Source organism: Vibrio sp. McD22-P3, from assembly GCF_021568915.1.
Classification (GTDB): Bacteria; Pseudomonadota; Gammaproteobacteria; order Enterobacterales; family Vibrionaceae; genus Vibrio; species Vibrio mediterranei.
Window position 1 is genome coordinate 115,215 of the sequence record NZ_JAKGTN010000001.1, and the last position, 20,732, is coordinate 135,946.

A 20,732-nucleotide genomic window follows, 5' to 3' on the forward strand; every position below is an offset into this window, starting at 1 on the left:
AACTTCAGGAAATGGACACTTTCATGGGCTCTAAATTTTGGGTTGTATTAGGGATTTTTGCAGCGCTTCTAAGTAGTGTGGCGAATGCAACGTCGTCTTTTACTTCTCCCCTCTTGGTTGAGGCGGATAAGTTGGTCGAAATTGAGCCCAGCAAAGCGCTAGAAATCGCGACCGACTACCTGACAAACCGCAGTTTTGCAGAGCCCAATGATGATCGCCTTCCAAACCTATCTCGTGACGATACCGACCAACGCATTCGAACGCCATTAAGTACGGTGAATGCGTTAATCATCGCTTCTCAAGCCCAGTTTAACTTGGGGCGAGTCCGCGAGGCGTTGCAAGGCTTAGATAAAGCCGAGTCAATGACCAAGCAATATCACTTGCTGTTCTTAGAGTTGGATGTTCGTATTCTCAAGACACGTTTACTATGGCTGACAGACAGCGAAGGGGCAAAGGCGTTAGATGCGCTCAAGACTATAGAAAAAGACCTTGAGGCGATTCGTAAAGGCCAAAGCATCGCTAACCGCACCAGCTACCGCATCAAAATCTTACAAGCAGAGATAGCTTCGGCGGAAAATGAATACGATCTCGCGAATCATATGTATCAAAAGGCGAATGAATTCGTACCGCAAGATAAACTTTCGAAATGGGAAGTTGAATATCATACCGCTTATGGCACCCACTTCCTCCGCTACCGACGCTACAACGAAGCGCTATCTGAGCTCTTGCTCGCTTATTGGACCGCAATCGAGCTGAACAGTAGCGATCAGCTGGCACATATTAACCAATTGCTAGCGCAGTTATTCATGCAGCGTCAGGTACTGGATAAAGCGCTTGAACACTTGTCACAAGCCGCCGATTTTTATGGCAATTACCCTGAGTCCCCTATCCTCGCGGATGTGTTAAAGCTCATGGGGGATATTTATTTCCTTCAAGGGAAATACAACTTGGCTTTAGTGCATTACTTTAATGTTATCGACCACCAAGCAACCGATAAAAATATCGAAAAAGTCATCGATATTAGAATTAGTTTGGCATCCACGTATTTGCAACTCTACAACTATCCGCTTGCCGAGCAGTATCTTACCCGAGCAGAAAACCTATTAAGTTATGCCGATTACCCGGCGCTTAAGGCGCGTGCGTCACTATTGTACGCAGGACTAGCTTACCACCAGCAAGAAAATGACAAAGTCATTGAACATGCCACCAAGGCACTTGAGCTGAGTAAATCCCTGAATCAAACATCGCTAGAACAGCAAGCATACCAGTTGTTAGCGTTAGGCCATGAACAGCAAGGCCACTACCAACAAGCACTCGATGAAATTAAGAAAGCTAATTCGCTGCGCATTTACCAGCAAGATCAGCTTAATCAAATAAGTGAAGACGCCTTCAGGCAACAAAAACAGTTTGTTGAACAGGGCCTACACTACGAAACGCAAAAACAAGAGCTCAAAGATGCACTGCTGCAACAGAAAAAGTTCCAGAAAGTCGCTTTTGGTCTGTTCTGTGCCCTCTCTGTCATGGCACTGATGGGGCTGAGATTGTTCTATGTTTATCGACGTAACAAAACCGAGTTAAAAGAACTTAATGACACGTTATTTACCCATGCTCGCTCTGGTTTACCGAACCTACGTTTATTGAACGCTAACTTACCAAGTTCTTTACAGCGTACCCAAAGCTACTTTGAACAGTGGCAGGTTGGTGAGCTCATTAACGAGCCACTAAGCGATCGTCTTCGTTTTGTCATGATCGATGTACCGTTCCTAAGAAACATGTACCTTCAAAACGGTTACAAATCGGGTCTCGAACTAGAACGAGCATTTGGTGAATTTATCCGTAGCAAAATAGAAAGCCCCGCTCGTATCTATCATTTCTCCGACGCGAACTTACTCTACATTGAGCCGAGTATTAAGCCGCGAACCGCAGAGAGTTTATTCGAAGAAATTCAAAGTTGGGTGGACGAATTTGAGCCAAATCGAAACATCAATCGTATCGTCCGAGTCGGCATGGCCAACTACCCCTTCTTGCCACGAGCCTACACCGCCATCAATGATAAAGAGCTGCTTGACATCTTACTCATCGCCACGCATATGGCACGTGATGTCAGTATGAAAGAAAGTAAAAGTCATTGGGTTTATTTGAAGGCGATAGATAATGCACCTGCTGCAAGTTTAGCGACTGAAGATATCCGACAAGCATGTCGAACCGCTATAAAACAAGGACTAATAAAAGTGCACTCATCCTCTCAGAATGAGGACGGGTTCAAAAAAATACTGACTAGTGAGTAAAAATACGGCACTTGAACGCAAGATTACGTGACGTTGTGATGTTTTTTGATATTATCAATCAATACATCAATAAGTGTGACAACTAGTTTGTTTTTATAGGATTTATGGGCTCACAGGATAGCGAGACAATGGAGAATCTCCATCAGCTTAGAATGCAGTTGGAGCAATTACGCGTTGCTCAACGAGATGCATCGCTGAAATCTCGTCGTGAGCAAACCATTCTAAAACGCTTTATTGGTACCTTAAGTCACGCCCATATTGGTTCGCACTCGCGAATTGATGACAAACTGATTGAATTACGCCATGAGTTAGAGCATAACAAAGACATCAGTAGTTTGGTGCCAAAGTTTGCTATTTTGGAGCGCCTGATCGGTCAAAAGGCAGTTGCCATGGAAAAACAACAAAGCTCATTGGAAGAGCAGACTCGACGCAGTGGCGAAACGTTGCAGCGTGTTGCTGGCCTACCCGCTCAAATCAAGCGTGACCTGCGCTCTATCCTTGCTTACAACGACAACAACTCACTAAAACTCACTGATAACGCGGTGAAACTGCTGGCAATTTATGAACGTGCCATCAAGATTATTACCTCAAACTCTGCGTTAACCTCCAAAGAACCAGAAATCAGTGCGGATTCCGCTTTACTGTTAACCTTAGGTGACGAGCTTCAGAACCTGATTACAGAACTTGATTTTGACGGTGAGCCTGGGGAGCAGTTGTTTGAAATTCGCTCTAAGCTACTTACTGATGCCTCCGGCAATAACTTGCTCGAGCTGACCTTACAAGTACTACGTTTGGTTATTGATGCCACCAAATATGAGCGTCGCACCTCAGAGCAATTTTTAGAACGAGTAAATACGTCACTTTCGTCCTCACTAAAAAGCAATGCTCAAAACCTCGATCAGAATCAAATCTACTTTGAGCAGCGACAAATCATGAGTAAAGAACTCAGTGATTTAGTGACTACGGGACAAAACAGTATCGCCAACTTGCAAGACTTAGAAGATGCTAAGCGAACCATGAATCCATTGTTTGCTCAACTAGCTTCCCTAACCGAGCGCCTGCAACATGCCGAAGCTCGTGAACAAGCCTTGTTAGAAAGAATGACGCACAGCAATAATCAGCTTGAGTCACTTTACGATGTCACTCAAGACTATCGACGCCGCCTAGAGGATCAATCCAAACGCATGCTGTTAGACCCCCTTACTAAGGTCTACAATCGTACCGCTTTGCTGGATAAACTTGAGATCGAATATCGTCGCTGGCTTAAGAATCAGCATCCACTCTGGGTTATTATCTTTGATATCGATAAGTTTAAGAGCATAAACCACAATTTTGGCTATAGCGCTGGAGATAAGGCTCTTAAAATCATCGCTAAAACCATTTCAAGCACAGTTTCAAAGACAGATACCGTTGCTCGCTTCTCTGGCGAAGAGTTTGTACTGATTATGCCTGAGCAAAATGAAGCTTATTGCCAAGCTAAAGTTAGAGAAATACAAACTAAAATCAGCAACTTACCATTCAAATTCCGTGACCAACTGATCACTATCACTTTATCAGCAGCAAGTACGGCCTTTAGTCACAATGACACCCCAGATGAAGTGCTTGAGCGTTTACACAAAACGATCACACACACTCAAAAACTCGGTCCTAACCAATTGGCTTGGAAGCCCTAGTCCTCTTTTATTTTTCAAATAGTTATAGAAACTTGTGTCACATTTGCTAATCTAATAGTTATCTGTGTACTTAACCGAAGCTATTGCTGGAACTAAGTCCACAGCCAATAACTAAAACTACGCGACCGACTGCAAAGCGCGAGTAACTATAGCAACGCAAATAACTATAACAACACGAATAACTAAGGCGATTGGTTCACTGTCTGATATTTGACTCTTAAGCTTTCAGCCAACAAATACAGACAGTAGCGAGACATGAATCGCTTTCGGTTCTAGAAAAGGAAATGCTTATGATCACGCATATTAGCCCAGCAGGGAGTATGGACCTGCTGTCTCAGCTAGAAGTAGAGCGTCTTAAAAAAACCGCATCTAGTGACCTTTATCAACTGTATCGCAATTGTACCTTAGCGGTACTCAATTCCGGCAGCCACACCGACAACTCAAAAGAGCTGCTCGACAAATATAAGACTTTTGATGTTAATGTCATGCGCCGTGAACGCGGCATCAAACTTGAACTAGCCAATCCACCAGAACATGCATTCGTGGATGGTCATATTATCAAAAGTATCCAAGAACACCTCTTCTCTGTGTTACGTGACATCGTATACGTCAACATGCACTTGGCCGATAGTCAGCGACTTAACCTGACCAACTCTACCCATATCACTAACTTAGTGTTTGGTATCTTACGTAATGCGGGCACATTGATTCCGGGTATCGAACCTAATTTGATTGTCTGTTGGGGCGGACACTCCATAAACCCAACAGAATACCAGTACACTCGAGAAGTCGGTAACGAACTTGGTCTACGAGAGCTTAATATCTGCACTGGTTGTGGTCCAGGCGCAATGGAAGGACCAATGAAAGGAGCCGCGATTGGTCACGCCAAACAGCGTTATACTGAGCAGCGTTATCTAGGTTTAACCGAACCATCAATTATTGCGGCCGAGCCACCAAACCCAATCGTCAATGAGCTGGTTATCATGCCCGACATTGAAAAGCGCTTGGAAGCGTTTGTTCGAATTGCCCACGGTATTATTATTTTCCCTGGTGGTCCAGGGACAGCTGAAGAACTACTATATATCCTTGGTATCATGATGCATCCGAATAATGCCGACCAGCCAATGCCAATCGTCCTGACAGGTCCAAAAGAGAGCGAAGCCTACTTCCGCTCCATTGATGAGTTTGTCCGTTCGACCCTTGGCGAAGAAGCGACGAAGTATTATCAGATCATTATTGATAATCCAGAGAAAGCTGCACAAATCATGAAACAGGCGATGCCAACGGTAAAAGAACATCGTAAAAAAACGGGCGATGCATACAGCTACAACTGGTCACTGCATATTGAACCTGAGTTCCAACTTCCGTTCGACCCCACTCATGAAAATATGGCAGGGTTAGATTTACATCTTAACCAAAGACCTGAAAACCTAGCAGCCGCCCTGCGCCAAGCGTTTTCTGGCATCGTGGCTGGTAACGTTAAAGCTGAAGGCATCAAAGAGATAGAGAAACATGGACCATTTATCATTGACGGTGATAAATCATTAATGAAGAAAATGGACCGATTGTTAGCTGATTTCGTGGCGCAACAACGCATGAAATTACCGGGTTCTGAGTATGTTCCATGTTATCGAATCGCCAACGGCGAATAAAACACTGAAACTCAACTGAAGATTATTTACAATAAGGCCACGTTCTCAAGTGGCCTTAAATTTATGTCAATTCATCTCGTTATCATCGATGCACTCAATCTCATCCGCCGAGTACATGCGGTTCAACCCGACCCAACAGATATCGATAGAACCATTCAAACCACGTCGAGAACCTTACATCGCATTTTAGACGAGTCCAAACCCACGCATATCATTGCCGTGTTTGACCATCATGAACAGGATCGAGGTTGGCGCGCTGACATCCTTCCTGAATACAAGCAAAACCGTAAACCCATGCCTGAGCCTTTATTCAATGGTTTGGAAAAAATACAAGATGCTTGGTGGCAATTAGGCATCGATTCCTTGCTTTCTGAAGGCGATGAAGCTGATGACTTGGTCGCGACCTTGGCGGTAAAAGTAGCCAGTCACAACGAGAAAGTCACCATTATTTCTACAGATAAAGGCTATTGCCAGATACTTTCGCCAACATTACAAATTCGCGATTATTTCCAACACCGTTGGCTAGACGCACCATTTGTTGAGCAAGAGTTTGGGGTCAAACCGGAACAACTTGCCGACTACTGGGGGTTAACCGGAATCAGCTCATCACAAGTACCCGGGGTTGCCGGGGTAGGACCTAAAGCGGCCAAGGAAATCCTTAATCAGTTCGACGATATCGAGTCGGCTTATGCCTCAGAGGACCTCGCAGCTAAATACCGTAAGAAGTTAGATGAGCATATTGAAATGGCGAGAAAGTGTAAGCAGGTTGCCGCACTCAAAACCGACATTGAGCTAGGCTTTAATTTACAAGATATCAGATTCGAGGGCTCAAGCGCTCAGTCTTAAGCCCCCAATACGCTTTAGTGAGGCGAGATGTTGGATAGCACTTGGATGTGCACTGTGATTTCTTCACGGTCGTGATACAAGTGCTTAGCTTGAAGCTTAAACTTCACCTTGTTCTCGATTAAGAATACCTTAAGGTTTTCAATATCCTGAAGAACTTCGTCATAGCGACCTTTCATTGGCAACTTCAGGTTAAAGATAGTCTCTTTCGCCCAACCACGAATCAACCACTCGCCCATCAGATGAGCAACACGAGCTGGTTTCTCAACCATATCACACACCAACCAAGTAACGTTTTTACGTGGTGGCTCAAACTTAAAACCATCGACTTGATGATGCTTAACTTGACCAGTATTCATTAAGCTGTCTGCCATCATGCCATTATCGATAGCATGAACAAACATCGAACGACGCACTAATTGATACGTCCAACCGCCTGGACAAGCACCTAAATCAACGCCCCACATGCCTGATGCTAATCGAGTATCCCACTCTTCTTTAGGGATAAAGACGTGGAATGCTTCCTCAAGCTTTAATGTTGAGCGACTTGGCGCATCCGCCGGGAACTTAAGACGAGGGATACCCATGAAAAACGCTGAGCTATTTTCTGGATAGGAGTAACCAACAAAGCAGTGTCCTGAACGAATAAAGCAAATATGCAGCACTGGCTTCTTACTATGCTCTTTATTGAACAGATAACCTTTACCACGCATCGCTTGGCGAACCGGCACCGTGAACTTACGACAGAACTTAAGAAGCTCTTTCGCTTCATTAGTATCAGGGGTTTCAATACGTAAATCCCCACAGCGAGGAAATTGCTCAATGGACTCCAATGATTCAAGTAGCGGCGTAATACGGTCTTCTGCTGGGAGTGACTCTAGTTCACTCGCGATGGCAAACATTTGACGAGCAAAAATCAGTGATTGGAAATCGATCTCACGAATCAATCTATCTGCATCGCCTGCTTGGTAACATTCAAATATCACATAGCCAGAGTTATTCTTCACTCTAGGGAAGCCGAATACTTCAATGGCATTCGCTTTGTCTTGAATCTCACCTGCACACTCTTTCTCGAATCCAGAGCGGCAATAAAGCATTACTTGTTTCACTGATTGACTCCATCTTTGGTTGTTTCGTCAGTCATCTGATATCCAGCGTAGGCGAGAAATACCCAACCTACCATAAACATCACGCCGCCCATTGGAGTGATAGGTCCAAACCACTTCACCCCTGTTAGCGCTAAGGCGTATAGACTACCGCTAAAGAAAAGGATGCCGATGATAAAGCAAATCGCAGCACGATGAAATGCCTTTCGAGAATTAGGGTTGCTAACGATCGTTGCCAACAAAGCACACAGTAGGATCGCTAAAGTATGAATAAACTGATAAGTCACGCCCGTTTCGAAAACGCCAATAAGATAAGGCGACAGTATCTTTTTCAAACCGTGGGCAGCAAACGCTCCAAGCGCAACACTCAACAGCCCCGAAATAGAAGCGACTATGACAAGAAAGCGGCTAGACATCAGAGATCCCTTTGATAAACAACGCGAGACGATCTACGGCTAACTGTCTATTTTGGGCTTCCGTGAACCCCGAAGACTTGCGAGGCTTAAAGCTATGATCACCATCGGGAATAAAGCTGGTTGAGACTTGGTCTGAAAACTCGAACTGTTCGAATTCTTCAAATTTCCCAAACGTATCTCGCTCTCCTTGGATAATAAGAATCGGTTTATCGATCGTCGCTAAATGTGCGCCTTTATAATTCTCTGGTTTACCAGGAGGATGGAATGGGAAACCTAGACAAGCAATGGATTGAACCATGGGATGTTCAGATAGCATGGATGCCATGCGTCCTCCCATCGACTTACCACCAATCACTATCGGCTGACCATCAGCAACTTCCTCTATGACTGCAGTCATCGCCTCTAACAGTTTAGGCGCACGATCAGGTGGGCGTTTTCTGCCATCTATTGCACGTTTTTCCATATAAGGAAAATTGAAACGAGCAACGCGAACCCCTTTTTCAGCCAAACGCGTGGTGACATCTTGCATGAACTCATGGTCCATTCCAGCGCCCGCACCGTGAGCAAATAAGAACAGTGGTCCATTTTCTGGGCCATCAAACACAACATTATTCATCCAGAAGTTCCTCTTGCTCACTCTGTGCCTTAGCTAACATCCAATCTCTAAAGGTCGCGATACGTCCCATATCTGCTTGTTTATCATGGCACACGACGTAAAACGCATTCTTGGTGACCAGCACTTCATCAAACGGAGCAATCAATCGCCCAGCATCAAGCTCGGGTTGGGCTAATACGTTATTCCCTAAAGCAATCCCTTGCCCATGTGCCGCAGCTTGCAGCACCATAGTCGAGTGACTGAATATCGGGCCATGATTCACATTTACGCCATCAATCTCGTTTTGTTTCGCAAACTGCTTCCAGTCTTTACGAGAGGTATCATGCAATAAGGTGTGTTTTGACAAATCGGATAGCGCATCTAAAGGCTTATTGCCAAGTAACAGTGCTGGAGAGCAGAGTGGCACCAAAAACTCCTGATAGAGCTTATCAGCACGTAAACCAGGCCAATTGCCGCGACCGTAGTAAATCGCTACGTCAACGTCATCCGTTAGCGAACCCTCATCCATGTCCACCGCCTTTATGCGCACATCAATGTCAGGTTCTTGCTCATTAAAGTCAGCAAGCCTAGGAACCAACCACTGAATCGCAAAGCTCGGCGGTAAGCTGATGGTCAACGCACCTTTTTCGCTTCGCTCTAACACCTTATCTGTCGCTTCGGCTAAAGAGGTAAATATATCTTTGATATCAAGAAAATACCCTTGCCCTTCTTCGGTAAGTAATAATGAACGATTACGGCGACGAAACAGTTTTAATCCCAAGAATTCTTCAAGGGCTTTAATCTGATGACTGACCGCAGCTTGGGTCACAAACAGTTCTTCGGCTGCGCGAGTAAAACTCAAATGGCGCGCTGCAGCTTCGAAAACTTTTAGCGAGTTAAGTGGAGGCAAACGTCTAGACATAGCGACTCTCTAAAGCATTAGTTTTTTTAATCTGAAACATTATAAATTGTCCATTGCCGAACAGCCAGAGAAATTCTATATTTCATCCCGCAAACGCGAGTCTGAACGGCTTGATTCTCTGTAGAATCAATTGACTTGCGCTTGCGATGTTGTGTTTGCAATCTCGATTTTCGAGTTAGGTAGATTCTACCACCACACTTTGGCTAGTTATCCCCTAGTCGATGTGTGTACTTCCTGTATTTTTGACCTGTCTGTCAAATTTTCTTACACCGCCTAAATGGCGGTGTTTTTTTATCTGCGTTTTATTCGAAACTATTGCATAAAAAAACGGCCGCAATTTGCGACCGCTTATTACAATATTATTAATAGTAGAACTAATCGTTAATCTATCAGATTAAGATTACAGACCTGCCGCGGCAAACACCTGATTGACGATTTCTTGCGCTTCTGCCTCGATCAGTTTCAAATGCTCTTCACCTTTGAAGCTTTCACAATAAATCTTATAGATGTCCTCTGTGCCTGACGGACGAGCCGCAAACCAGCCGTTTTCTGTCGTCACTTTCAGACCGCCGATTACAGCACCGTTACCTGGAGCGTGCGTCAAACGAGCTGTGATGGCATCACCAGCTAACGTTTCTGCCGCTACCATTTCTGGAGACAGTTTCTTAAGTACATTCTTTTGTTCAGTGTTGGCAACAGCTTGAATACGGTTGTACTTAGATTCACCGTGCTTCGCTGCCAGCTCTTCGTAGTACTCTTGTGGATTCTTACCCGTTACCGCGGTAATTTCAGCAGCTAGCAAGCAAAGGATGATACCGTCTTTGTCCGTTGACCATGGCGTTCCGTCTTTACGTAAGAAGGACGCACCAGCACTTTCTTCACCACCGAAGCCAAACTCGCCGTTATACAGACCATCTACAAACCACTTAAAGCCCACAGGTACTTCACACAGTGTGCGGCCAAGGTCGGCAACCACACGGTCAATTAGCGCACTCGATACTAGCGTCTTACCTACTGCCACATCGTCACGCCACTGGCTACGATGACGGTACAGATAGTCGATACAAACAGCCAAATAGTGGTTCGGGTTCATTAGGCCTTTTGGCGTCACAATACCGTGACGGTCATAATCTGGGTCATTACCAAATGCTAAATCGTAGTCATCTTTAAGCGCCAGTAATCCCGCCATAGCATAAGGTGATGAACAGTCCATGCGAACCACGCCGTCTTTATCTAAAGACATAAACTGGAATGATGGGTCTACCGCTTCGCTGACTAACGTCAGATCCAAGTTGTAAGCGCTGGCAATTTGACGCCAATAATCGATACCTGAACCACCTAATGGATCAACGCCGATTTTCAGGTTTGACTTCTGAATCGCTTCCATATCAATCACATTTACCAAGTCATCGATGTACGGCTTAACAAGGTCACGCTCTTGGAATAAAGGCTGAGTTTTTGCTACTGCAATAGGAAGACGTTTCACGTCTTTCATTTCATTAGCAATGATGTCGTTAGCACGATCCTCAATAGCCTGAGTAAGTTCTGCTTCTGCTGGACCGCCATGCGTTGGGTTGTACTTGATGCCACCATCTTGCGGTGGGTTATGCGATGGTGTGATAACAATACCATCCGCTTTATCCGCATTTGCTAAGTTATGTGTAAGAATAGCGTGAGAAATACCCGGTGTTGGGGTGTAGCCATTGTTCTCTTGAGCGATAACAGTAACGCCGTTTGCTACAAGCACTTCAACGACAGTTGAGAATGCAGGCTCTGACAATGCGTGAGTATCTTTACCTACGAAAAGTGGACCTGTAGTGCCCTTTTCTGCACGAACTTCAGCAACAGCTTGCGCTATTGCTAAAATGTGGTTTTCATTGAAGGTTGCTTTGTCAGCGCAACCACGGTGACCGGAAGTACCAAATTGCACACTTTGTGCTTGGTTGCCAGCTTCAGGTTGAATTAAAAAGTAATTAGCAACGAGCGCAGGAATATTATGCAGGTCTTCTTGCTGAGCCTTTTGGCCCGCGCGTGGGTGTATAGCCATAACAGACGTCCTTTCAAAATTAAGCTTAAAAATAAAAAAAACCTCATAATACTCGTTTCAATATGAACATTATGAGGTTTGAATCGAAATCTTAGATGGATGCCGTCACTTTTTCGATGAGTTCGGCGGGATAATCCATCATGGTCATCACCTGCTCCACCATTTGCCTTTTACGACTGGTATTAGTGTTGGTGATAACCCAGAAAGGGGTATTAGGAATTGCTTTCGGCTTAGTCGTATTGCCGCTTTCTAGCAAAGCCGCTTCATTATTTGCGAAATAAACGCGTTTGCGACCTTTAACTTGTGAAGCTTCAGAGAAGCCTTCTGGATTTAAGCGATGCAGAGTTGATAGTACCAACATAAATCTATCGATAGCTTTTTTCAATCCAGCAAACTCGTCAGAAATCAGCAGTGAGCGCATTTCTTTTACTGAATCTACCGCCTCTACCTGAGGGTTCTCTTTACTAACGACGATAGTTTTAGCGGCAGCTGGTTTCTGTTCCGTTTCGGCTGCATCTACCTTTAATAAACGTCGTAAGATATCTGAAGCACTTTCGCCAATGTGGTGGGTCTGGCTTGCAATATAACGGTATAGATCCTCATCAACCTCAATTGTTTTCATTCGCTTTTCACAGTCTCTATGTTTAAACTCTGGGTGATTATAACGAGTTCCGCGATGAACCTCTACGTTAAACACATCACGAATAACAGAAAAATGTCAGCTTTATTGAACTATAAAAGAGAAGGTCAAGGCTTACCTGTCGTCCTCATCCACGGTCTGTTCGGAGACTTGAACAACCTTGGTGTTTTGGCTAGAGACCTAAAACAAGACTTTGATGTCATTAGTATCGACCTACGTAACCATGGTCGTTCTTTCCATAGCGATGATCATAACTACACCTTGATGGCTCAAGATGTGGTGCAACTGCTTGAGTCATTAGATATCACTAAGCCAATTGTCATCGGTCATTCAATGGGTGGCAAAGTTGCTATGCGTTTGTGTGATTTTGATTATCCACTTTCAAAACTGATTGTGATGGACATGTCTCCAGTCGAGTACACTGTGCGCAGACATGACAATGTATTGTCTGGACTAGACGCGGTGATTGCCAGTAAGCCAACGTCGCGCGCCGATGCTATGGGACTGATGAGTCAACACATCGAAATGGAAGGGGTTCGCCAATTTCTTGGTAAATCTTTGTATAAACAGGATGACTATCTTGCTTGGCGTTTTAATGTTGAGAGTTTGAAGCGTAACTACATAGCTATCTTGAGCTGGCAACCAATTGAGAAAAGTAATGTTCCGATTTTATTTATTAAAGGCGGAGACTCAGATTACCTCACGGCCGAACATCAGCCTTTGATACAAGCTCAATTTTCAAATGCCAAAGCGCATGTTATTGCCAATACTGGGCATTGGCTTCATGCAGAAAAACCGGCAGAAGTACTAAGAGCTATACGCAAATTTATCTAAATTTGACGTCAAACCATTACTCGACTGCGAGCACGCATTAACTTTATCGAACAACAGTGGTATAGTTCCGCGCAAGCATATTGGCATAAAGGAATACCATGCTTTACGACTACATAAACAAACTGGAATCTATTGGTTTGGATCTACTGTTTGCAGCGATCTTCTTTTTGATCGGTATGGCAATCAAAGATGTCCTCAAACAAGGTAATGTTCCTGTTTTTGGTCGACGTATTGTATGGCTTGTGCTGTTCTTAGGGTGTGCAGGTTTTGTCGCAAAAGGCATTATTCAGCTCAGCTGGGAAGGCACAGGACTCGGCTAACGTTCCGGTTCCTTAATCCAACACAGACAATGAAAAGGTACTGAATCTATGGCAAGTGTAGGTCTATTCTTTGGTAGCGATACTGGCAACACAGAAGCTATTGCAAAGATGATCCAAAAACAATTGGGTAAACAGCTCGTTCACGTTCAAGACATTGCAAAAAGCAGCAAAGAAGATATCGACAATTTCGATTTACTGCTTTTAGGTATCCCAACTTGGTATTACGGCGAAGCTCAAGCAGATTGGGATGATTTCTTCCCAGAGCTAGAAGGCATTGACTTCTCAACTAAGCTTGTTGCTATCTTTGGCTGTGGTGACCAAGAAGACTACGCAGAGTACTTCTGTGATGCTATGGGTACAGTACGTGACATCGTTGAAGCAAAAGGCGGTACTATCATTGGTTACACACCAACTGAAGGGTACGAGTTTGAAGCTTCTAAAGCACTTGTTGAAGGCGATGAGTCACAATTCGTTGGCCTATGTATCGACGAAGACCGCCAGCCAGAACTAACTGACGAGCGTGTATCTAACTGGACTAAGCAACTTTATGAAGAAATGTGCTTAGCTGAGCTAGAAGATTAATTCACTCGCCAAAGTGAATGCAAAAAAACCTCCATTTCGGAGGTTTTTTATTTTGATTGTGTATCAGAAATACTACAAATTCGGGTTTTTGAAGCAATTTGCCCTGTTTCAAACTCAATCGACTCTGTCGCAGCAATTTGGCTAACATTGCTAAACCGTCCATTAAGTATAGGCATCAGTTGCTGACAGACTTGCTGAGTCATCGCCTCTAGCATCCAGGTAGTCATTGATTCTGTTTCAGGGTCTCCCGCATATCGATATGTGGTCGTTCTAAACAAAATCCCATCATTGAGCGCAAGATGCATATCAGAGATTGTGATTTTAGGGTCAACTTGCTTAAATTGAGTATGAGCAAGATCGTCGTTGAGCTGCCTCAAAATTTCAGGTGTTAAGGTTTCTGAAAGTGCAGTGCCGCTAAAGAGCACTGTTAAACCTAAAATGACTAAACGCTTCACTGACACCTCACTACATCATTAATTCAGTTAATAATAAACCAAACCATAACCGTGTTGTGTACTACTGGCAAAAACTAAGCTTGCACCGACGTCGTATCATCTTCCGTTTCTGCGCGGTATTTAGGCTTCTTACGGATATAAAGTTTACGTTGAATGGTGGCTACGACCTCACCATGCTGGTTGTGAATGTGGGTGACAAACTCTGGAAAGCACTTATCCCCTGTTGCCGTACTGTGTAGAATGCCGTCCAACATATCTTGGCTCACCACAAACTCAGCATTTAAGTCAGAAAAACCTGGCTTGATAAAATCGATACTGGCTTCTTTATCCCAAACATAATATTGCTCGCGAAGAATTCCCATCAACATCAACGAATAGATAGGATCAGTCATAGCGAAAATACTGCCGCCAAACTGGGAACGATTGGCATTTTTGTTCCACCACTTCAGTTTTAACCGCACTTTAACTGAACGAAAATCCTCACTGATCTCAGTGATTTTTATCCCGGCTCCCCAAAAGGGTGGCCAGATGTTCAATGCAAACTTCACGTATTTGGGTTTATAAATTTTCGCTAATCGTTTATCCATAACTCGCAATCCAACTTGATATGTAAACGAATTGTAACTGGTCAGACGTGTTTGTAAAGTGACATTGTTCGCCTTCTATGTTAATACTTAGTAACCCTTTGAAGTTCGAGGTTTATTGTTACGCTGTAGTACCCTATAATGAATAGATTACTGAAATCTGTTTATTGCTGCAGATCATTACAGGAAAGTTTATGTCAGACAACAATAAGGCACTTAAAGACGCGGGACTGAAAGTCACGCTGCCGCGACTAAAAATTTTAGAAGTACTGCAGAAGCCAGAGTACCAACATATCAGTGCAGAAGATCTGTACAAGAAGCTCATCGATCTTGGAGAAGAGATCGGTTTAGCAACGGTTTACCGTGTTCTAAACCAATTTGATGATGCGGGTATTGTTACACGCCATCACTTCGAAGGTGGTAAATCGGTATTTGAGCTTTCTACTCAGCACCATCATGATCACCTTGTATGCCTAGATTGTGGTGAGGTTATCGAGTTCTCTGACGATGTGATTGAAACTCGTCAAAAAGAGATTGCCGCTCGTTATAATATCGAACTCACCAACCACAGCCTTTACCTCTATGGTAAGTGCATTGGTGGAGCATGCAAAGATAACCCTAAAGCGCACGAACCTCGTTAACACGCAAAATGGGTAGAATTAAAAAAACCAGCCATTGTGGCTGGTTTTTTAGTATCTAAAGCCTCTCTTAGAAAAGAGAGGCTTAAAGTGATTATTTTGCTTCGACCTTAGCCCAAGTATCACGTAGACCAACGGTACGGTTGAAAACCAAAGATTCAGCACTAGAGTCTTTGATGTCCGCACAGAAGTAACCCATACGCTCAAATTGGTAACCTTGAGAAGCATCTGCTGCTGCCAAACTTGGCTCTACAAAGCCCTTTGACACAACTAGAGACTCTGGATTGATGGTTTCAGCAAAGTTATCCGCCGCCGCAGGGTTAGCAACAGTAAACAAGCGATCATACAGGCGAATCTCAGCAGGTAGACCTTTATCCGCTGATACCCAGTGAATAACGCCTTTCACTTTACGACCGTCAGCTGGATTTTTACCTAGCGTATCAGCATCGTAACTACAGAAAATCGTAGTAATATTGCCAGCTTCGTCTTTCTCAATGCGCTCTGCTTTGATCACATAAGCACCACGTAAACGAACTTCTTTACCTAAAACAAGACGCTTATACTTCTTGTTGGCTTCTTCGCGGAAATCTTCACGTTCAATCCAAACTTCACGAGTAAATGGCACTTCACGTGTACCCATTTCTGGTTTATTCGGGTGATTTGCAATTGATAAGGTTTCACCTTCACCTTGGTAGTTTTCGATCACAATTTTCACAGGATCTAAAACAGCCATTGCACGAGGAGCGTTCTCATTCAAATCATCGCGAGCGCATGACTCTAGAGAACCAAACTCGATCATGTTCTCTTGTTTTGTCACACCGATACGTTTGCAGAATTCACGAATTGAAGCAGGCGTAAATCCACGACGACGCAGACCAGAAATCGTTGGCATACGCGGGTCATCCCAGCCGTTAACCAGTTTCTCAGTCACCAGTTGATTAAGCTTACGCTTTGACATCACTGTGTATTCCAAGTTCAGACGACTGAACTCATACTGATGCGGTTGGCAATCAATAGTGATGTTTTCAAGAACCCAGTCGTACAAGCGACGGTTATCTTGGAACTCCAGCGTACATAGCGAGTGGGTAATGCCCTCAAGCGCATCTGAAATACAGTGAGTAAAGTCATACATCGGATAAATGCACCACTTGTCACCTGTTTGATGGTGATGAGCGAAACGAACACGATAAAGCACAGGATCGCGCATAACCATAAATGATGAACTCATGTCGATCTTGGCACGAAGACAAGCTGTACCCTCTTCGAAGCCGCCATCACGCATTTTTTCGAATAGCGCTAAGTTCTCTTCAACTGAACGATCACGATATGGGCTTGGTTTACCAGGTGCGGTAAGCGTTCCACGATACTCGCGGATCTGCTCTGGACTTAGCTCGTCAACATACGCTAAGCCTTTATTAATCAATTCAACCGCATACTCGTAAAGCTTATCGAAGTAGTTTGATGAATAACACACGTCACCAGACCACTCAAAGCCTAACCAGCTTACATCATTCTTAATCGACTCAACGTATTCAACGTCTTCTTTTTCAGGGTTTGTATCATCAAAACGAAGATTACATTGTCCCTGATAGTCCTGAGCAATACCGAAGTTTAAACAAATAGATTTTGCGTGACCGATATGCAGGTAACCATTTGGCTCCGGCGGAAAACGAGTATGCACGCTAGTATGCTTGCCATCCGCTAAATCTTTATCAATGATTTGGCGAATAAAGTTCGATGGACGAGCCTCAGCTTCACTCATCTATAACACCTCTATGTTTTAAGTATTGTCAGATATATAAACGCTAATGATCCACAATTCCTTGCGAAACCTCAACAAGAACTCGCATTTTCACAAGATTATTTTAGTACTGAAACTTGAACGGTGAAAAAGCAGAAGAAAAGAGGCATAAAAAAAGCCTCTCAAATGAGAGGCTTTACTATGGAAATCAATGAGTAGCTAGACTATGGAAGTTTTACTTCTGATAAGTCTTCACCAGCACCGATAGACTTCATTTCACCGGCAATGATTTCAGCTAGAGGGCCTAGGATAACTTGTAGGTTATTTTCACCTAGTTTCACTACACCTTTCGCACCTAGCTTTTTAAGTACAGCTTCGTCAGCAACAGAGCGGTCTTTAAGCGTTAGACGTAGACGTGTGATACAAGCATCGATTGAAGTTAGGTTATCGTGACCACCTAGGGCTTTTAGGTATTGGCGAGCTAGGTCACCGTTTTTCACGTCACCGTCAACTTCTACTTCTACGTCATCGTCTTCACGACCAGGCGACTTCAGGTTGAAAGCGCGGATTGCGAAGCTGAATGTGAAGAAGTATAGAGCACCGAAGCCTAGACCGATTAGTAGCAGTGTGAATGGTTTCGTCGCTAGACCCCAGTTCAATACGAAGTCGATTAGACCAGCAGAGAAGCCGAAGCCGTGTAGCGTACCAAACATGTTAGCAACAACTAGAGCTAGACCAGTGAATACTGCGTGCATTGCATATAGTGCAGGAGCTAGGAATACAAACATGAACTCTAGTGGCTCTGTGATACCAGTTAGGAATGAACAGAATGCTACAGAGAATAGTGCACCACCAACTTGGCTGCGTTTCTCAGCAGGTGCTGCTAGGTACATTGCTAGTGCTGCACCTGGTAGACCAAACATCATTACAGGGAAGAAGCCGTTCATGAATACACCAGCGCTCTTATCGCCGCCGAAGAAGCGGTGTAGGTCACCAGTTTTCACTGTTTCAGTAACTTCTTTAACTGTTGCTGTGATTTCAGGAGTTACAGAGTTAGCAAACTCGAATGTATGAGCTTGACCAGCTACTAGAGTCTTAGCAAGAGCAGGGTCTACACAAAGCTGTTGTAGAGAAGGAAGCGCTTGACCAGCAGCTTGAGCGCCAGTAACTAGAACTTCTTGACACGTACCCATACCGAACCAGAAGTATGAGTTAAGAACGTGGTGAAGACCTACAGGGATAAGTGCACGGTTAAGCGTACCATAAACGAACTGACCAATTGCGCCAGAAGTTGATACTGCGTGTGCTAGAGCGTCAAGACCACCTTGGATGCTAGGCCAAACCACACCTGAGATCGCACCTGCTACTAGAGCAAATAGACCAGCCATGATAGGAACTAGACGCTTACCTGCGAAGAATGCCAACCATTCTGGAAGACGAGTCGCATGGAATGCGTTGTAAGAGTGACCTGCAATGATACCTGCGAAGATACCACCGAAGAATGACATGTTAACGTCAGCGTTGATTGTTGTTGCTGTCGCAGTTAGAACGAAGTAAGCAACTGCACCAGCAAGACCTGCTGCACCGTTACCGTCTTTAGAAAGACCAATCGCAATACCTAGACCGAATAGCAGAGGTAGTTGACCGAAAATCGCTCCACCAGCTTGCGCCATAAATGGAATGTCTAAAAGGTCGCCTTGACCCAAACGTAGTAGAAGCGCCGCAATCGGAAGCGTTGCGATAGGTAGCATTAACGCTTTACCTAGCTTCTGTGCATATCCTAGCATATTCACCTTAAGTTCCCCCTATAGGATTTGAATTTTGTTGGACGACTTATTTTAGCCGTTCAATTTAGTCCTATTCAGTTTATGAAATTAATTTTGCTCCGCAAATTAAAACCTCACCATTTGTGATCATAATCACCAGTTTTTGCCAAAATAGAGGCTTTTTGCTAGCTAGATCATAAAACTTATTTTATCATACGAAAAAATAGCAAAATCTAAGTAGGATTTTGCCTGAGAGAGTTGCACTAAGTAGCGATTATTTTGCGATTGGAATCAACTTTTCCAATGTAATGACTACACATAAAATAACAATAACTCCCTCATTATCATTAAGTTACTTTGACTGTTTTATCTAATTAAAACTTGCTGACTACTAAATCCGTCTCATTGCTACAAGCAGAAAACTAAGTCGAATCTTCACTGTTTCGATAACCGCAATGAGCTAAAGAGAATACAACACAAGGATTCGCTAACTATGTATGCATTAACTAACTGTAAGATCTTCACGGGTAGTGACGTTCTCACCAATCATGCGGTGCTAATCAATGGTGACCAAATCGAGTCAGTTCTGCCTAGCGCAGAGCTTCCAAGTGACATTAAGTGCTTGGATTTAAACGGCGCAAACCTAAGCCCGGGTTTTATTGATTTGCAGCTAAACGGCTGTGGCGGTGTGATGTTCAATGACGAAATAACCGCTGACACTATCCATACCATGCATAGAGCTAACCTTAAGTCAGGCTGTACTAGCTTCTTACCTACGCTGATTACTTCATCTGATGACAATATGCGTCAGGCATTGACCGCTGCTCGCGAATACCACAGCCAGTACCAAAACCACTCTCTTGGCCTACACCTAGAGGGTCCTTACCTAAACGTTGCGAAAAAAGGCATTCATAGCCCTGACTTCATTCGTCAATCTGACGATGCAATGATCGACCTTATCTGTGAAAACCGCGACCTCGTCGCAAAAGTGACCTTAGCTCCGGAACAAAACGCACCAGAGCATATCGAAAAGCTACGTAAAGCAGGTATTGTGGTCTCAATTGGCCACACTAATGCCACTTACGAAGAAGCCCGTAAAGGTTTTGAATCTGGCATTACATTCGCAACGCATTTATTTAATGCGATGACGCCAATGACAGGTCGTGAGCCAGGCGTTGTTGGTGCTATCTACGATACGCCAGATGTCTACGCTGGTGTGATTGCCGATGGTTTCCATGTTGACTATGCGAACATTCGCATCGCGCATAAAGTGAAAGGTGAAAAGTTAGTATTAGTGACGGACGCCACAGCTCCAGCGGGTGCTGACATGGATTACTTTATTTTTGTCGGTAAGAAAGTATATTACAAGGATGGTAAGTGCGTGGATGAAAACGGCACGCTAGGTGGCAGCGCACTTACAATGATTGAGGCGGTTCAGAACACAGTTGAACACGCTGGTATCGCTTTGGACGAAGCTCTACGAATGGCGACGCTTTACCCTGCTAAAGCAATGGGTTTAGAAGACAAGCTTGGCCGTATTAAGAAAGGCATGATTGCTAACTTGACCGTATTCGATAGAGATTATAATGTCCAAGGCACAATTGTTAACGGACAATACGAGCAAAATTGA

19 protein-coding genes are annotated in these 20,732 nt (G+C 44.1%); 9 read left to right on the forward strand and 10 right to left on the reverse strand.

The genetic code is table 11. From position 1 onward, the window contains the following. Positions 1-23: 23 nt before the first annotated feature. The 4 genes from L2W36_RS00575 (at position 24) to xni (ending at position 6,459) form a co-directional block, all read left to right on the forward strand. Positions 24-2,288 carry a tetratricopeptide repeat protein gene (locus tag L2W36_RS00575; protein WP_006075399.1) on the forward strand — a complete coding sequence of 755 codons (2,265 nt, stop codon included), beginning with the start codon at positions 24-26 and terminating at the stop codon, positions 2,286-2,288. A 104-nt stretch (positions 2,289-2,392) separates the two neighbouring features. Beyond that, a complete protein-coding gene (locus L2W36_RS00580) occupies positions 2,393-3,961 on the forward strand; it encodes a diguanylate cyclase domain-containing protein (RefSeq protein ID WP_329605657.1) in 1,569 nt (522 codons plus the stop codon). A gap of 290 nt (positions 3,962-4,251) precedes the next feature. Further along, positions 4,252-5,613, forward strand: coding sequence for a nucleotide 5'-monophosphate nucleosidase PpnN (ppnN, locus tag L2W36_RS00585; RefSeq protein ID WP_031496516.1), 1,362 nt, complete (start codon positions 4,252-4,254; stop codon positions 5,611-5,613). Between the two features lie 63 nt (positions 5,614-5,676). Continuing rightward, complete coding sequence (xni, locus tag L2W36_RS00590) at positions 5,677-6,459, forward strand: flap endonuclease Xni (RefSeq protein WP_236109098.1); 783 nt, start codon at positions 5,677-5,679, stop codon at positions 6,457-6,459. A 14-nt stretch (positions 6,460-6,473) separates the two neighbouring features. Here the strand turns inward: xni and rlmM are convergent, their stop codons facing one another. The 6 genes from rlmM to seqA form a co-directional block, all read right to left on the reverse strand. Next, positions 6,474-7,565, reverse strand: coding sequence for a 23S rRNA (cytidine(2498)-2'-O)-methyltransferase RlmM (rlmM, locus tag L2W36_RS00595; protein ID WP_038225431.1), 1,092 nt, complete (start codon positions 7,563-7,565; stop codon positions 6,474-6,476). Continuing rightward, positions 7,562-7,978 (reverse strand): DUF423 domain-containing protein, encoded by a 417-nt coding sequence (locus L2W36_RS00600; RefSeq protein WP_031493794.1) that lies wholly within the window; start codon positions 7,976-7,978, stop codon positions 7,562-7,564. Before L2W36_RS00600 ends, rlmM begins: the two co-directional genes overlap by 4 nt. Then, positions 7,971-8,594 (reverse strand): alpha/beta family hydrolase, encoded by a 624-nt coding sequence (locus L2W36_RS00605; protein ID WP_236109099.1) that lies wholly within the window; start codon positions 8,592-8,594, stop codon positions 7,971-7,973. The genes L2W36_RS00600 and L2W36_RS00605 overlap by 8 nt, the downstream gene beginning before the upstream one ends. Then, positions 8,587-9,495, reverse strand: a complete 909-nt coding sequence (locus tag L2W36_RS00610) for a transcriptional regulator GcvA (RefSeq protein WP_038225434.1) — start codon at positions 9,493-9,495, stop codon at positions 8,587-8,589. The genes L2W36_RS00605 and L2W36_RS00610 overlap by 8 nt, the downstream gene beginning before the upstream one ends. Positions 9,496-9,895: 400 nt before the next feature. Beyond that, positions 9,896-11,542 (reverse strand): phosphoglucomutase (alpha-D-glucose-1,6-bisphosphate-dependent), encoded by a 1,647-nt coding sequence (gene pgm, locus L2W36_RS00615; RefSeq protein ID WP_236109100.1) that lies wholly within the window; start codon positions 11,540-11,542, stop codon positions 9,896-9,898. A gap of 91 nt (positions 11,543-11,633) precedes the next feature. Further along, positions 11,634-12,164, reverse strand: coding sequence for a replication initiation negative regulator SeqA (gene seqA / locus L2W36_RS00620; RefSeq protein ID WP_171389018.1), 531 nt, complete (start codon positions 12,162-12,164; stop codon positions 11,634-11,636). A 93-nt stretch (positions 12,165-12,257) separates the two neighbouring features. Here seqA and L2W36_RS00625 point away from each other — a divergent pair, with 93 nt between their 5' ends. The 3 genes from L2W36_RS00625 (at position 12,258) to fldA (ending at position 13,918) form a co-directional block, all read left to right on the forward strand. After that, positions 12,258-13,016, forward strand: a complete 759-nt coding sequence (locus tag L2W36_RS00625; RefSeq protein WP_236109198.1) for an alpha/beta fold hydrolase — start codon at positions 12,258-12,260, stop codon at positions 13,014-13,016. 98 nt (positions 13,017-13,114) lie between these two features. Further along, complete coding sequence (locus L2W36_RS00630; RefSeq protein ID WP_006075772.1) at positions 13,115-13,336, forward strand: DUF2788 domain-containing protein; 222 nt, start codon at positions 13,115-13,117, stop codon at positions 13,334-13,336. Positions 13,337-13,384: 48 nt separating this feature from the next. Beyond that, complete coding sequence (gene fldA, locus L2W36_RS00635) at positions 13,385-13,918, forward strand: flavodoxin FldA (RefSeq protein ID WP_006075773.1); 534 nt, start codon at positions 13,385-13,387, stop codon at positions 13,916-13,918. Between the two features lie 47 nt (positions 13,919-13,965). Here the strand turns inward: fldA and L2W36_RS00640 are convergent, their stop codons facing one another. Further along, positions 13,966-14,373: a hypothetical protein gene (locus L2W36_RS00640; protein WP_236109101.1), complete on the reverse strand. Its 408-nt coding sequence runs from the start codon at positions 14,371-14,373 to the stop codon at positions 13,966-13,968. A gap of 74 nt (positions 14,374-14,447) precedes the next feature. Further along, on the reverse strand, positions 14,448-14,960 hold the full coding sequence (locus L2W36_RS00645) for a DUF4442 domain-containing protein (RefSeq protein ID WP_236109102.1): 513 nt from the start codon (positions 14,958-14,960) through the stop codon (positions 14,448-14,450). A gap of 191 nt (positions 14,961-15,151) precedes the next feature. On the opposite strand from L2W36_RS00645, the gene fcrX reads away from it, so the two are divergent. Then, positions 15,152-15,598 carry a ferric iron uptake transcriptional regulator FcrX gene (fcrX, locus tag L2W36_RS00650; protein WP_006071894.1) on the forward strand — a complete coding sequence of 149 codons (447 nt, stop codon included), beginning with the start codon at positions 15,152-15,154 and terminating at the stop codon, positions 15,596-15,598. 91 nt (positions 15,599-15,689) lie between these two features. Here fcrX and glnS read toward each other — a convergent pair whose 3' ends face one another. Both glnS and nagE read right to left on the reverse strand, forming a co-directional pair. Continuing rightward, positions 15,690-17,357: a glutamine--tRNA ligase gene (glnS, locus tag L2W36_RS00655; protein WP_236109103.1), complete on the reverse strand. Its 1,668-nt coding sequence runs from the start codon at positions 17,355-17,357 to the stop codon at positions 15,690-15,692. 203 nt (positions 17,358-17,560) lie between these two features. Further along, positions 17,561-19,129: an N-acetylglucosamine-specific PTS transporter subunit IIBC gene (gene nagE / locus L2W36_RS00660; RefSeq protein WP_038222489.1), complete on the reverse strand. Its 1,569-nt coding sequence runs from the start codon at positions 19,127-19,129 to the stop codon at positions 17,561-17,563. 466 nt (positions 19,130-19,595) lie between these two features. Between nagE and nagA the strand changes: the two genes are divergently transcribed. Next, on the forward strand, positions 19,596-20,732 hold the full coding sequence (gene nagA / locus L2W36_RS00665; RefSeq protein ID WP_006071898.1) for an N-acetylglucosamine-6-phosphate deacetylase: 1,137 nt from the start codon (positions 19,596-19,598) through the stop codon (positions 20,730-20,732).

Excerpts from the sequence above, each read along its gene's own strand:
- L2W36_RS00575 (WP_006075399.1), top strand. The coding sequence starts at position 24 with ATGGGCTCTAAATTTTGGGTTGTATTAGGGATTTTTGCAGCGCTTCTA.
- L2W36_RS00580 (WP_329605657.1), top strand. The coding sequence starts at position 2,393 with ATGGGCTCACAGGATAGCGAGACAATGGAGAATCTCCATCAGCTTAGA.
- ppnN (WP_031496516.1), top strand. The coding sequence starts at position 4,252 with ATGATCACGCATATTAGCCCAGCAGGGAGTATGGACCTGCTGTCTCAG.
- xni (WP_236109098.1), top strand. The coding sequence starts at position 5,677 with ATGTCAATTCATCTCGTTATCATCGATGCACTCAATCTCATCCGCCGA.
- L2W36_RS00600 (WP_031493794.1), bottom strand. The coding sequence starts at position 7,978 with ATGTCTAGCCGCTTTCTTGTCATAGTCGCTTCTATTTCGGGGCTGTTG.
- L2W36_RS00605 (WP_236109099.1), bottom strand. The coding sequence starts at position 8,594 with ATGAATAATGTTGTGTTTGATGGCCCAGAAAATGGACCACTGTTCTTA.
- L2W36_RS00610 (WP_038225434.1), bottom strand. The coding sequence starts at position 9,495 with ATGTCTAGACGTTTGCCTCCACTTAACTCGCTAAAAGTTTTCGAAGCT.
- pgm (WP_236109100.1), bottom strand. The coding sequence starts at position 11,542 with ATGGCTATACACCCACGCGCGGGCCAAAAGGCTCAGCAAGAAGACCTG.
- seqA (WP_171389018.1), bottom strand. The coding sequence starts at position 12,164 with ATGAAAACAATTGAGGTTGATGAGGATCTATACCGTTATATTGCAAGC.
- L2W36_RS00625 (WP_236109198.1), top strand. The coding sequence starts at position 12,258 with ATGTCAGCTTTATTGAACTATAAAAGAGAAGGTCAAGGCTTACCTGTC.
- L2W36_RS00630 (WP_006075772.1), top strand. The coding sequence starts at position 13,115 with ATGCTTTACGACTACATAAACAAACTGGAATCTATTGGTTTGGATCTA.
- fldA (WP_006075773.1), top strand. The coding sequence starts at position 13,385 with ATGGCAAGTGTAGGTCTATTCTTTGGTAGCGATACTGGCAACACAGAA.
- L2W36_RS00645 (WP_236109102.1), bottom strand. The coding sequence starts at position 14,960 with ATGGATAAACGATTAGCGAAAATTTATAAACCCAAATACGTGAAGTTT.
- fcrX (WP_006071894.1), top strand. The coding sequence starts at position 15,152 with ATGTCAGACAACAATAAGGCACTTAAAGACGCGGGACTGAAAGTCACG.
- glnS (WP_236109103.1), bottom strand. The coding sequence starts at position 17,357 with ATGAGTGAAGCTGAGGCTCGTCCATCGAACTTTATTCGCCAAATCATT.
- nagA (WP_006071898.1), top strand. The coding sequence starts at position 19,596 with ATGTATGCATTAACTAACTGTAAGATCTTCACGGGTAGTGACGTTCTC.